The organism is Roseomonas sp. KE2513 (genome assembly GCF_016107305.1).
In the GTDB taxonomy this organism is placed as follows: Bacteria; Pseudomonadota; Alphaproteobacteria; order Acetobacterales; family Acetobacteraceae; genus Roseomonas.
On the sequence record NZ_RCVR01000020.1, the window covers coordinates 1 to 12816 of the forward strand.

Genomic DNA, 12816 nt, shown 5'->3' on the forward strand with positions numbered 1-12816 from the left:
AAAGATGGGTTCCTTGGCGGTGGTCGCGTGTCCGGAAGACCGTTGAGGCCTGCCTGAGACACATAATGGCAACGACCGTGCCAAGCCTGATTCATTGGCAATAACAAGGCAGTATTGGTTCCGAAGTCCGTATAGAACCGCTTTTGTAAAGGTCTCCGACAAAACGCGTCAGTTCCCCACGCGGCGGGAGAACGCGTCCGCCCTGGCGACCAGCTCGCCCTGCGCCTCCACGAGGCTCGTGAGGAGTGTCCGGCGCTCCGCAGCGCCCGGTGCGCGCTCGCCCTCGGCGCGCAGGGTGATCGCGAGTACAACGGGCATCCCGCCATTCCCGCGCAGGCTGTTCAGCGCCTGCATGGCGCGCGACCGCAGCCCATCCCCCGCGAGGTGCCCGTCGAGCCAGGCGGCTGCGGCGTTGGTATCCAGAGTTTCCGGCGCCTGTCGCGCGTCCCAGGTCACGTCGCCCGCGGGGATGCGGAAGATATAGGCCTCGTCCTCGTCGCCCAGCAGGCGGCGGCGCGTGGCGGCGACGCCGGCCCAAGTGGTACGGGCGGGAAAGACCAGCAGGCGAGCGGTCGCGGTCAGCCCGCCGCAGTCCAGCGCCCCATCCTCGCGCGCGGTGCAGCCCGGCACGGCGGCGAGGCGCGGGGTCGCGGTCATCGGTTCCCCACCGGCCTCGTCCAACACCGCCGCCACGCCCGGCGCCGCGGAGGACAGGAGTGCGACGAGCACCCCCGCCAGCACAAAGCGCGCCCCGCCGGGCGCCGCGCGCGGCGTGGTTGGGACGGAGATCCCAGCCGGCGCCGAATCCTGGCGGAAGGGCAGACCGGCCAGGATGAGCAGGACAAGCACGACCGAGAAGAAGCCCCAGCCATAGACGACGTGGTCCGCCGCCGCGGCCTCGGCGGAGCCGAGATGCTGCGCCAGCACAACGATGCCGAGCGCGCGCGCGCCATTGGCCAGGATGGGCACGATGACGGCGGCCGCGAGCACCGCCAGCCGGCGGCCCGGGCTGCGGAACAGCGTGACCGCGTAGAGCGCGCCGAAGGCGATGGCGGCCACGAGGAAGCGCAGCCCCGCGCAGGCCTCGGCCACGAGGAAGGTCCCGGCCGGCGTCTCGATGATGAAGCTGTCGACGTAGTGCGGGATGCCGAGGACGCGCAGGCCTAGCTCCACCAGGTGCGCGGTCACGGTCTGCAGCAGCGGCACCGCGAAGGCACCGAAGGGCACGAGGAAGACGAGGTAGAGCAGCGGTGCCGCCATGGCCCGGCAGACCCGCCAGCCGAGGATTGCGAGCGCCATGGCCCAGAGGATGCCGATGGCCGCGAGCTGGCGCCCCTCCATGATCCCCATACGCTCTGACAGCAGCCAGAGGATCGCCGGCGGCAGGATGAGCAGGGCAAGGGCGGGGGAGGGGACTGGGCCGAGCACCGCCAGCCGATCCCGCCGCACCCATGCGAGCCAGGCGACGACCGGTAGCACCAGCCAGCAGTGATTGTAGGCCGTGGAGGTCTCCCAGGTGTGGACGGCCGCCACGATCTCCTCGCGGAAGAGGAAGCCGAAGAGCGCGAGCGCCAGGGCGAGCACCACGAGCGCGCCGGTCCAGCCCGAGCGGGGCCGCACGGCCGCGGCGAGGCCCTCAGTCGCCGCGCTCATTCGGCCGCGGCCCGGAGGCCGCTCCCCATCATCGCGTCCAGCCGGCGCAGCGTCACCGACCAGGGATAAGTGCCGAGCACCGCCGCCCGCGCCGCGGCGCCGAGGCCGGGATGGGCGCCGTCCAGCACCTCCGCCACGCGGCGCGCGGTGTCCTCGGCACCGTCGGCCACCAGCAGGTCCTTGCCTTCCCGCGCCCTGACGCCCTCATGCGCCTGGGGGGAGGCGACGACGGGACGCGCCATGGACATGGCCTCCAACACCTTGTTCTGGATGCCGCGCGCGATCCGCAGCGGTGCGACCGCGACGTCCGCATGGGCGAGGTAGGGCCGCACGTCCGGCACGCGCCCGGTGACGTGAACGCCGGGCAGGGAGGCAAGAGCCGTCACGCCCGGTGCTGGATTGGCGCCGACAATGTGAAACTCCGGCGCCGGGTCACGTCGGCGGAGAATCGGCATGACCTCCTGCGCGAACCAGGTCACGGCCTCCACGTTCGGGCGGTAATCCATCGTGCCGGTGAAGACGAGCGCGGGTGCCGGCCCAAAGGGGCGCTCGCGCGGGACCGAGGGATCGAAGCGGTCGAGATCGACGCCGTTCTCAAGCCAGTCCGCACGGCCCGCCGCTTCGGGCGCGAGTTCCACGAAGCGGTCGCGCTCCGCCGGGGAGACGAAGAGGGTGAGGTCGAAGGCCGCCGCGGCACGACGCTCAAAGGCGAGCAGAGTCCGCGCCTCGCGCGCCCAGACCGGGCCCATCGGGAGCCCGGCGCCGACGGCATAGGCGCGCCACTTTTCCGAATCGACGTCCACCATGTCCAGCACCCGACGCGGCGCAGGGCCGCGCGGCGCCGGCCCCATCGCGTAGGGCGCCATGGCCGAGGAATAGACGAAGACTGCGCCGTAGCGCCCCTCCGCGAGGCCGCCGCGCGCCCAGGCGCTCAGCCCTGGCTCGTGAAACCAGCCAAGCGTCAACGGCAGACCAGGGCGGACGGAGGTGACCGCCCGCAGCCCCTGCTTGCGCCGGCTAACCGCCCGCCACTCCACCGCCGAGCAGCGCGCCTTGAGGGCGCCCAGGTGGTCGAGGTCGGCTGGGTCGTCCACCAGGCAGCCCAACTCCACGTCCCAGCTCTCGGCCAGGCGGTCGAGGATGTGCCAGGCGCGGATCTTCTCGCCCTTCTCCGGCGGGTAGGGGATCCGGTGGCAAAGGAAGAGCAGGCGGTGCGACATGGGCTCAGCCCAGCCCGCGCGTGAGCGGCGGGCCCAGAATATTGGCGACCGGCAGCGGCAGGCGCTTCCAAACCTTGATCATCGCTGCATACTTCGGGTTCTTCGGATTGTTCTCCGGCAACGCTGCGCCCGGACGCAGGCGATAGGCGTAGTGCAGCGGCGTCGGTTCGAAGCCCCAGTTCTTCTTGAAGGAGAAGGCGCCCGTCTCGGACTTGCTGCGGCCGAAGTCGAACATTCGTGCACCGCGCTCCGCCCCCGCGCGGCGCATGACCTCCCAATACATGAAATCGTTGGCGGCCACGTTGCGCGCCTCCGCGGTGCCGCCGCCGTAATAGGGCAGCACCTCGTCGCGGAAGTGAAAGTTGAGCACGGAGGCGACCGGGCGCCCTTCGTGCAGCACGGTGGTGACGTCGTGCTCCTCCGGGAAGGCCTCCGCGAGCGCCTGGAAGTAGGCGCGCGGGAAGACCGGGCTGCCGAGATTTCGCACGCTCTCGGCATAGACGCGGTGCAGCGTCGGGATGTCGCTGTTCGAGACTGAGGTGAGACCGTTCTGGATGCCCTTGCGCACCATCGCCCGCTGCTTGCGCGGGATGGCCTTCATGTCCGCATCGGCGTTCCCGGTGATCGGCCGGCGGAAGGTCCAGTAGAGCGGCGGGCGCATGCCCCAGCCACTCTCCGCCGGGTCGGGTACCGGCAGGCGAAGGTGGCGGAACTCGAGGCAGGCCGCACCGCTCGTGCGGTGCAACTCGATAGCGTGCGCCTCCAGCGCCGCCGCCGCCTCGGGCGTCGCGGCGACGGGGCCGCCATAGACGCAAAAGGGGGTTGAGGCGAGGAGATCGCCGAAGAGCGGCGTCTTCATCCGCGCAAGCGGCAGAACGCCCACGATCGCACCGTCCTGCTCGGCCATGGCAAAATGCGTGCGGTGGCGGAAGGCGCGCTCGATCACGCGTGCCCAAGCCGAGAGGTGGAAGAAGCCCGCATGGGGCTGCGCGCGTACGAAGGCGTCCCAGGCGCCCTCGCTGGCCGTATCCAGCGGCCGAACCTTAACAGCCACGGCTCAGGCCTCCGCGCCTTGGGGCACGAGGCCGAAGACCTCGTCCATCCGGCCCCAGGAGAAATCACGCAGCAGCCGCTCCAGCCTCGCCTCCATGGCGCCGAGCCCGACCCGGTGGCGGAAGCGCGAGAGGGGGCGTGCGCCCGGTACTTCCGGCTGGCCGGGATCGACCTCCCAGGGATGGAAGTAGAAGACACCCGGCTGGCCGTCCGTCCGGTTCACCCGACGAAGCCCGGCGCGGAACAGCGGGTAAGGCATCAGCCGGAACCAGCCGCCGCCGGCGCAGGGAAAGTTGCGGCCGCCTGCGCGCACCGTGGTCATCGGTACCTCGGTCACGCCCGCTTCGTCCGGCCGGTGCGGCACGCGCGGCGAATCCGGGGAGCCGTACAAGTCGTGCCGAATAGGAAAGACGGAGGAGGAGTAGGTGTAGCCCTCCTCCGCCAGAACCCGATGCGCCCAGGGCGTGAGGTTTGGCCCAATGGAGAAGGTCGGCGCGCGGTAGCCGCGCACGGGTACGCCCGCCACATCCTCCAGCACGTGCTTGGCCCGGCGGATGTCCTCGCGGAAACGGCTCTCGCCGATCTCGCTCACCAGCTCGTGGCCGAAGCCGTGGCTGGCGAGCTCGTGCCCGGCCGCGGCGATACGCCGCACCAGCGCGGGCTGGCGCTCCGCCACCCAACCGAGGGTGAAGAAGGTGGCGCGCGCGCCTGCGCGGTCGAAGGCGGCGAGGATGCGATCGGTGTTCGCCTCCACCCGCAGCTCAAGCCCGTCCCAGGCGTCGCGCGGGATGGTGCCGGCGAAGGCCTGCACCTGGAACCAGTCCTCCACGTCAACGCTCATCGCGTTGCGCAGGCGCGTCCCCGGAGAGATGGCGTTCACGCCTTCCCCCGTGTCATGTTGAACAGGTCGGCGAGGCGGCCGAGCACCCGGTCGTGTCGGGCAATCATGCCCTCGACCGAGCCGAGCCGGCGCGCCAACTCATTCGTATCGCCGTCCGTGAAGTTCCCACCGTTGGAGCTTCCGCGGGGCCCGGCACCGAGGTCGTCCTCCAGCTCCAACGCCGTCGCCTCCACCAGGCCACGCGTGAAGGTCCAGGTTTCCTCGAGCGCGCCGGCGAGCAGCACGCGCGAGCAGAGCCGGTTGATCCGGCGCGGGATGCCGGCACTGTGCCGATGAACGCTGTCCAGCGCCTCCGGCTCCCAATTCGGGCGGCCATCCCAGCCCACCGCACGCAGACGGTGCTCGACATAGGCGTGAGTCTCCTCCGCCGTCAGCCCCGTCAGGTGATAGGAGGCGAGAATACGCTGGCGGAGCTGGTCGAGATCCGGGCTGGACAGCGTGCGCCGAAGCTGCGGCTGCCCGAGCAGGATGATCTGCAGCAGCGGCTGCCCTTCCTCCCCCGTAAGGTTGGAGAGCATCCGCAGCTCCTCCAGCGCCGCGAAGGGCAGGGCCTGCGCTTCGTCCACGATCAGCACGTGACGCTGCGGCCCGTGCTGCAGCGCGCTGCCGACGGCCCGCAGCACGGTCGCCTTGCTGCCCTCCATTGGCGCGCCGAAGGCATCGGCCGCGAGCGCCAGCAGGTCGTCCGCCTCCACCTGCGTGGTGGCGATGCGCGCGACCGCGAAGCCGCTCGGGTCCAGCCGAGCGCAGAGCCGCTCCACCAGCGTCGTCTTTCCCGCGCCGACCTCGCCGGTGACGACGACGAAGCCTTCGCCTTGCGAGAGGCCGAACAGGAGGTGACGCTCCGCTCGGCTGTGCCCGGAACTCGGAAAGAAGAGCCGGGCGTTCGGCGTCATTTGAAATGGCGCTTCGCGGAACCCGTAATATTCGTTGTACATCGTGGCGTCCCTAGAAGTCCTGCCGCAGCGAGACGAGGACGAGATTCTGAATACTGGTGCCCTGGTTAATGCCGGCAAAACGGTCGGTACCGTTATCGCGGCGGCTGATGGCGTAAAGCAGGTTGCCGGACAGCCGGGGCGTGAAGCGCCGCACGAGGGAGGCGCTGGCGGTCGCCGTGTTCCCGGACCCGAAGGTGGGGGAAGTGTAGGTGCCGTATTGGAAGTAACCGATGGCCGTCATCTCCGGTGTCAGCTCATGGGCCCAGGAGATGCTTCCCGAGGTGCCACGTTGGGAGAAGGCTACCGTCTCGCTTGTCGTCGCGATCGGCGTCTGCTCCTCCCGGAACAGGGCAAGGCTCACCGTGTCGCGCGTGAAGCTGCGGCTGATCGACAGGGCCGCCCGCTTCACCCGCAGCAGCCCGCCCTGCGTCGCAAGGAAGGGGTTGCTGCCGAAGCTTCCGGTATCGGTCACCGGGCTGAAGTTGTTGCCCAGACTACCGGGATAGCCGGACTCGTCCAGCGTACCCGTCGAGAGCAGGTCCGTGCCGCGCTGCGTGCTCGTGGTCAGCCGGTCGTTGTAGCTGGCGAGGAGCTGCGTGCGCGGCCCGAGCGCGACATTCGCCTCCAGCGAGGCGGAGTTGTAGCCGTCCCGCCGCCCGTAGCGGGCGGTGATCACGCTGTACTCGTTCGGACGAAGCCGGGTGCCGACCGACCAGATCGGCCCCTGAATGCTCACCCGCGGCGTGCCCGCGTAGCTCTGGTCCTCGTAGCCGCCCTCGACGAAGGCCGCGATGTTGCGCGTGATTCCGTAGAGCGCCTGCACCGATGCCTGATCGCGATGCGCGCCGTTGAGCACGCCGCTACCGCTGAAGGTCGTGCCGCTGATCCGCCCCTCCAGCGCGACCCGGCCGAGGTTCTCGCCGCTCCGCAGCACGCCGAAAATCTGGCTCGAGGTGTAGTCCTGCGAGGTAAAGTAGCGCTGTCCCGACCCTGGCAGAAAGGCGTCGCTACCCGAGGTGGAGCCGTAGCTGTAGCTGTAGCCCGCGATCGCCGTCGCCCAGCCGCCGAAGCGGTGCACGTAATAGGGCGTGGCCGAGAGGTTCACCGTCTGCACGCGGTTGTTCCGCCCGACGACGGTCGTGCCCTCCGGCGTGTAGCCGCCGGTGGCCGTGCGCGTATCGCCCGAACCACTCAGCGCGAGGTACAGGGATTCCGGCACGATCGTCGCCAGCGCGTCTCCGACGAAACGATGGTCGAACCGGTTCTGGCCGGAGCTGTTAGCGTAGTACTCGTAGGTCGGCGCATAAGTAAGGCCGCCGCGCAACCGGGCCGTATCCGCCGCCACATAGAAATTCGGCGTGATCGTCGTAATGAACTCGGAGCGCTTGTTGCGCGGATCTTGGAACAGATTGTCGGTCCAGAGCTCCTGCACCACCACGCTCGGCCGCACCGTATAGGCGCGCCCGTCCGGCAGGCCGTAGCCTGCAGGAGGACCGAGCGGCGCACCAAGTCCGCCGGGCTGCGCTGGGGAGCCGGAGAAGAGCCCGGCCCGCCCCGGTGGGAGCCCTGCGCCGAGGCGACCGACGGGCGAGCCGCCGAACAGCGTGTCGGCCGCGTCACGCGGGGCAAACGGCTCGAAGGTCGTGGCCGCGTCGTCGCGCGTGGAGTCGACCGGGCGCTGCCCGGTGGTGTCGTCGGTCCGGGTGCCGGTGTCGGATGCCGCCGGGGAAGAGGCGCCCGCGCTGCCCTGGCCGCCGCCCTGGTCAGACCCGAGCGCCTCCTGGGCGGCCGCCCCGCCGGTCGAGGCCACGGCGCAGGCCAGCGCGAGAGCGACCGCCCGGAGGGGCGGCGCCGATGACGGACGTGCGCGTCGCTTCACTTCGCGTCACCGCCGTAGGCGTTGGAATAGGTGCCGAAGGTGTCGCTCTCCGAGAAGCGGGCCTTGTTGAGGACGAGCTGGAGCACGGGGCACGCCTCAACGAGATCGAGTGCGGCCTCGACCTCGCTGCGCTGCGTGCGCTCCGCCTCCACGACCAGGAGCACCTGGCCGGAGACACTGGCCAGCGTTCCCGCATCGCTGGTCGACAGCGCGGGCGGGCTGTCGATGACGATGATGTGGCCGGGGAGCGCCGCCGAAGTTTGCCGGACGGCGGCTGCCAGGGCCGCACCGGGAGGCACCGCAGGCCCCTTAGCCTGGGCCACGCCATAGGGCATGACCGAGAGCCGGGGCATGGCCGTTGGAACGACCATGGCGCGGGCGTTCCGGCCACCCTCCGCCGCGAGCAGGCGCAGGCCGGGGCGCTCGGTCAGGCCGAGCAGCTGACTGAGGGAATCCACTTTTCCATCCGCATCCACGAGGACGACGGGATGAGACCCGCCGGCCGCGAGGCTAGCGGCGATGTTCAGCGCCAGGAAGGTCTTCCCCTCGCCTGGGCGGGCGCTGGTGACGAGCACGACGCGCGAGCGCGCATCGGCCGAGGGGGCGGCGAGCATGGTGCGGAGCACCTGGTGCTGCACGACGCTCACCTCCTCCGAGGCACGGCTGCGCCCCTTGCCTGGTGTGGCGACGAGTCCGGCCGAGAGAAGTGCCGCGAGCGGCACGGACGGCGGTTGGATCGTGTCCGGCGTACGGCCCGCGGGGGGATCGAGGACCGGGGCGCCTTGGCCGGTCGCCGAGGGCAGGGGACCCGCCGGCACTGGCCGGCCGGCCGCGACACCGGCGGCCGGCGTCTCGGGTGCGCCCGGCCCGGGCGTCGGCGGGAGCGGCGCGGGCTGGGGGGCTGGGGGTTCGCCGATCGGCCCGCGCGCGGCCGGAAGCCGCGGCGAGGACAGGGCATCGAGCCCACCCATGGCATCGATCGCTCGATCGATGAGGTGGGAGCGGGACGGCTGGGGACGGGGCTCGCTCACGCGAAGGCCCGCGTCAGGAACTGCGGCGCGTGCGCAATGATCGAGGGGCCCGCCACGGCCGCGGCGAAGGCCACGAAGAGAACCGCGCAGGCCGCGCCGAAGGCCGCCGTGGACAGCGCCCGCGGCGCGAGCCGCGGATTCTGCGCCGATATGCGCCCGAGCACTGGGAGATCGAGCCGCCGCAGGTCGTGCACAGTGTAAAAGCCGCTGTCGAGCTGCGACAGGAGGAGGGCAAGCACCACGCCCGCGCCGATTCCCGCCACCAGCACGCCCGCGAGGAGGAGCGGACGGTTGGGCGAGACCGGGATGAGGGACGCGGTCGGCGGGTCCACCACTTCGAGCTTCACGCGGTCCGAACCAGTGCGCGCGGCATCCGCGAGGGAGATCGATTCACGGCGGGCAAGCAGCTCCTCGTAGTTGCGGCGGAGCACGTTGTAGTCGCGGTCAAGGTTGGTGAACTGCGCCTCGACCTCGGGTTGCTCGCGCGCCTTGGCGTCCAGCCGCTCGAGGTCGGCCGTGGCGTCGCGCATTTGGCGCTCGAGCGAGGCAACCTGCGAGTCGGCATCGACCATGCGGATCTGCAGCTGCTCGTAAACGGGGTTGGAGCGCATCGTGGCACGGCCACCGCCGCCACCAGTGTTGCCGCTCGCGCGCGCCGCGGCCAGCGCGGCCTGGGCGGCCTTCACGTCCGGGTGCGCGTCGGTCAGCCGAAGCCGCATCTCGCGCAGTTCACGCTCAAGATCAGTGACGCGCGAATTGCCGCCGGCAAGCGTCTCGGCGGAGACCATCGGCGGCTGGTTCGCCAGCTGCTGGCGCGTCAGCTCGCGCCGTGTGCGTGCGTCCTGCAGGTCACCCTGGATCTGCCGCACCCGGCCGCGGGCCGATTCGAGGCGGGAGAGGCCGCCGTTCGGGTCAGGCAGGATGTCGATGTTGCGCGACTGGAACTCGGCGCGGCGCCTCTCCGCCTCGCGCAGCCGCACCTCATAGGCAGCGATCTGCGAGAGGAGGAAGCCTTGCGCGTTCTCGATCCCCTGGCGGTCCGTGCCGGCCGCCAGCTCAATGAAGAGGTTCAGCGTGGCCTGCACCACGTCCTTCGCCATCTTCGGATCTGGATCGGCATAGGTGAGGGTGAAAAGGTTCCGCGTCTGCGGGTTCAGCCGGATCTCCTGCGAGAGCTTGAGCAGCAGCGCCTCGCGGGCGGCGACGCTCGTCACGCGCTTGTCGAGGTCGGTGCGTGCAATGATCTGCTCGAGATTCGGGCGGCTGAGCAGTGTGCGCTGCAGCAGCTCCACCTCACGGCCCGCGGTGCTGTCGATCGCGATGCCACGCAGAAGGGTGCTCAGCACCGCGTCAGCGTCCGCATAGACGCGAGCGGTGGAGCTGTACCGGTCGGGGATGGCGGAGACGCCGATCCAGCCGATGCCGAAGATGAGCCAGGAGAGCGCCAGCGCCTTCCAGCGGTGCCGCCAGGCGGCAGCGACGTGCCGCCTGATCTGCGAGGTAATATTCATTGCCTCAGCCTGCTCAGAACCAGCCGGTCGGGATGACCAGCGTGTCGCCCGGGCGCAGCGGAACGTTCTGCGCGACGTCCCCGTCGTTGAGCAGGTCGCGCAGGCGCACCGGAATTGTCTGCCGCGGGGCGCCAGGCTGGCCGGCGGTCTCGCGGATGATGCGCGCGCTGTTACCTGCCGCGAAGCGCGTGAGGCCGCGCGCGGCGATCATAGCATCGAGCACCGTCATCCCCTCACGGAAGGGAATCGCCATCGGCTGCGCCGCCTCGCCGATCACGCGGATCTGCCTGTCAGCGGGGCCGACGAACCCGCGCACCATCACGGAAACGACGGGCTCGCGGATGTACTGCTTCATCCGCCCCTCAATATCGCGGCTCAGCTGCGTGGGCGTGCGCCCGGCGGCCTGGATATCCGGCACGAGAGGAAGTGAGAATCGGCCGTCGGGCCGCACCGGCAGGTCGGAGGTGCTCAGCTCCGGCGCCCGGTAGACGAAGACGCTCAGCACATCGCCCGGCCCGATCACGTAGTCGGGCGCAGCGCGCGCGACTTCCTGAACCGGCGCCGTGGCGGGGCCCGAGCAGGCCGGCAGGGCGCCCGCGAGCGAAAGGGCGGCGAGAGAGGCGAGCACCCCGCGGCGGCCAAAGCCAGCCCGATTCGGGTGGAGACACCCAGGCATCATGTTCAGCGCTCCATCCTTCGGCGTTTCGTTCAAGCTCAACTCCCAGCGTTTAGCTGGAACGATCCAGCATGGCATCGGACCGGGAACGTAACCCGGTGCCCTTGAGTGGCGTCCCTAGACGAAAACAGTCCTGATCCGAACATCACATGTTAAGGATAATGCTGTCGCGAGTGCTTTGGAGTACACCGCTCGGTTCGGAATGGTATCCTTGCGCCCTGGAACCGATCACAATCGCCGGAGGGGTGAATCGAGCTGCGTTGTGCTCTCCGTGGACGTTACGCATCCGTCGATCACGGCGGCGGGACATCCAGTGAAACACAGATTGTTGAGGCGGTTAAGGCTTGCTCTTCGGCGCCAGATGCAATTCCTTCCGTGTTCATTGGACCCAATCCTCGCTGCCGCGATCCACGGCACTGCGCTTGTGACGACCACCCGCACGTTGAGGGAAGGAAAATCCTTCCCGGAACGTCGCGGCGTCTCGGCGTGGAGCTAGGCCATGTCGCGTGGGTTTCATCAGGAAGCGGATCAGGATGACCAGTCTTTTCGGCCATAGTGTTCGATCGGAAGGCTTGGCCCTGTACATGGCCGAGGCCGTCGTCTGCTTCGCCGTTATTTACCTACTATCAGCATCGACGAGCGGGCCAGGCTCACCGGGCGGCCTCCAGGCTGCCGGTCTGGCAGCTATCCTTGCTGTTTCCACCGGCCTAGCGGCGGCGGCGACCGGCATGCACAGTCCGAACGGCTGGCGCCGGGCACGCGGCCTGCTCACCGGCACGCTGCTCACCGCGATCCTTCTCGCGCCCCTCGCCTGGGCAGCGGTCGAGTTCCTGCGCGTCGACCTCGGTGGCCGCGCGACGAGCCCCGCAGTGGCGGTGGTGCTGCTCTCAGCGGCCGGAACGGGCGTGGTGCTTCTCACCCGCCTTCTCTTCCTTGGTGTCGCGCGCACGGGGCTGTTCACCCAGCGCGTTGCGGTGCTGGACGGATCGGGCAACGCTCTGATGAAGCTGCCGCCGGCCGGGCCGACCGCCGCCGAGGAGCCCTTCCGCGTCGCTCTGCGCATCAGCAACGAGGCGCTGGCCGAGGCTGGAGGGGCTGCCGCGATGCCGGGGCTCAGTGTGGCTCAGCTGCGTTCCCGCGGCATTCGCTGGGTTGTCGCGCCGGAGCCGGAGACTTTGCCGGCCACGCTGCGCGAGAACTGGTCACAGGCCGGCATCCGCCTGGTTGGCGAGGTCGAGTTCCTCGAGCGCCTCTCCGGGCGCGTGGACCTGGAGGCGCTTGAGCCGGACTGGCTGGAGACAGCCCGTGGCGCGCGTATGCGCCCATCCGAAGCCTTTGTGGGCCGCGCCTTCGACGTCACCGTCTCGCTCGCGCTGCTGCTGCTTACCTTGCCGCTGACGGCGCTCGCGGCGCTCGCCATCCGCATCGATAGCCCTGGCCCGATCTTCTACCGGCAGGCGCGCGTCGGACAGGGTGGCAAGATCATCCTGCTGACGAAGCTCCGCAGCATGCGCGTGGATGCGGAGGCCGGCGGCGCGCCGCAGTGGGCCACCCGGCGCGACCCGCGCGTGACGCGCGTGGGGCGCTTCCTGCGCCTGACCCGCATCGACGAGATCCCTCAGGTGCTGAACGTGCTGAAGGGCGACATGGCCTTCATAGGCCCACGTCCCGAGCGGCCTGCCTTCGTCGAGCAGCTCTCCCTCGCCATTCCCCACTACGCGGACCGCGCAGTGGTGAAGCCGGGAATCACCGGCTGGGCGCAGGTGAACTTCCCCTACGGCGCCTCGGTGGATGATGCGCGGCAGAAGCTGACCTACGATCTCTATTATGTTCGTCGGCGCAGCCTCTTCCTCGACCTGCTGATCCTCGTCGCCACCGTCCGGGTGATCCTCTTTCAGGAGGGCTCGCGCTGATGCGGCGGCCCTGGGCGACGCCCAGACCATGATCGGGATCG

General features: G+C 69.9%; 10 protein-coding genes. 1 reads left to right on the forward strand and 9 read right to left on the reverse strand.

Annotated elements, in window-relative coordinates:
- Positions 1 to 168 precede the first annotated feature (168 nt).
- Genes xrtA through D9599_RS18935 form a run of 9 tightly spaced genes read right to left on the reverse strand, consistent with a single transcriptional unit; the run spans position 169 to position 10898 of the window.
- A complete protein-coding gene (gene xrtA, locus D9599_RS18895) occupies positions 169 to 1653 on the reverse strand; it encodes an exosortase A (RefSeq protein WP_198382844.1) in 1485 nt (494 codons plus the stop codon).
- Entirely contained in the window at positions 1650 to 2873 is a 1224-nt protein-coding gene (locus tag D9599_RS18900) for a TIGR03087 family PEP-CTERM/XrtA system glycosyltransferase (RefSeq protein WP_198382845.1), read from the reverse strand. The genes xrtA and D9599_RS18900 overlap by 4 nt, the downstream gene beginning before the upstream one ends.
- A 4-nt stretch (positions 2874 to 2877) precedes the next feature.
- A complete protein-coding gene (locus D9599_RS18905; RefSeq protein ID WP_198382846.1) occupies positions 2878 to 3927 on the reverse strand; it encodes a FemAB family XrtA/PEP-CTERM system-associated protein in 1050 nt (349 codons plus the stop codon).
- Between the two features lie 3 nt (positions 3928 to 3930).
- Entirely contained in the window at positions 3931 to 4806 is an 876-nt protein-coding gene (locus D9599_RS18910) for an XrtA system polysaccharide deacetylase (protein WP_309228662.1), read from the reverse strand.
- Positions 4803 to 5723 carry an AAA family ATPase gene (locus tag D9599_RS18915; protein ID WP_232480679.1) on the reverse strand — a complete coding sequence of 307 codons (921 nt, stop codon included), beginning with the start codon at positions 5721 to 5723 and terminating at the stop codon, positions 4803 to 4805. Before D9599_RS18915 ends, D9599_RS18910 begins: the two co-directional genes overlap by 4 nt.
- Positions 5724 to 5775: 52 nt before the next feature.
- Entirely contained in the window at positions 5776 to 7644 is a 1869-nt protein-coding gene (locus tag D9599_RS18920; protein WP_198382848.1) for a TIGR03016 family PEP-CTERM system-associated outer membrane protein, read from the reverse strand.
- On the reverse strand, positions 7641 to 8675 hold the full coding sequence (locus D9599_RS32310) for a P-loop NTPase (protein ID WP_198382849.1): 1035 nt from the start codon (positions 8673 to 8675) through the stop codon (positions 7641 to 7643). Before D9599_RS32310 ends, D9599_RS18920 begins: the two co-directional genes overlap by 4 nt.
- Positions 8672 to 10186 carry an XrtA system polysaccharide chain length determinant gene (locus D9599_RS18930; protein ID WP_198382850.1) on the reverse strand — a complete coding sequence of 505 codons (1515 nt, stop codon included), beginning with the start codon at positions 10184 to 10186 and terminating at the stop codon, positions 8672 to 8674. Before D9599_RS18930 ends, D9599_RS32310 begins: the two co-directional genes overlap by 4 nt.
- Positions 10187 to 10199: 13 nt before the next feature.
- Positions 10200 to 10898: an XrtA/PEP-CTERM system exopolysaccharide export protein gene (locus D9599_RS18935; protein WP_232480680.1), complete on the reverse strand. Its 699-nt coding sequence runs from the start codon at positions 10896 to 10898 to the stop codon at positions 10200 to 10202.
- A gap of 548 nt (positions 10899 to 11446) precedes the next feature.
- On the opposite strand from D9599_RS18935, the gene D9599_RS18940 reads away from it, so the two are divergent.
- A complete protein-coding gene (locus tag D9599_RS18940) occupies positions 11447 to 12775 on the forward strand; it encodes an exopolysaccharide biosynthesis polyprenyl glycosylphosphotransferase (RefSeq protein WP_232480681.1) in 1329 nt (442 codons plus the stop codon).
- Positions 12776 to 12816: the final 41 nt, after the last annotated feature.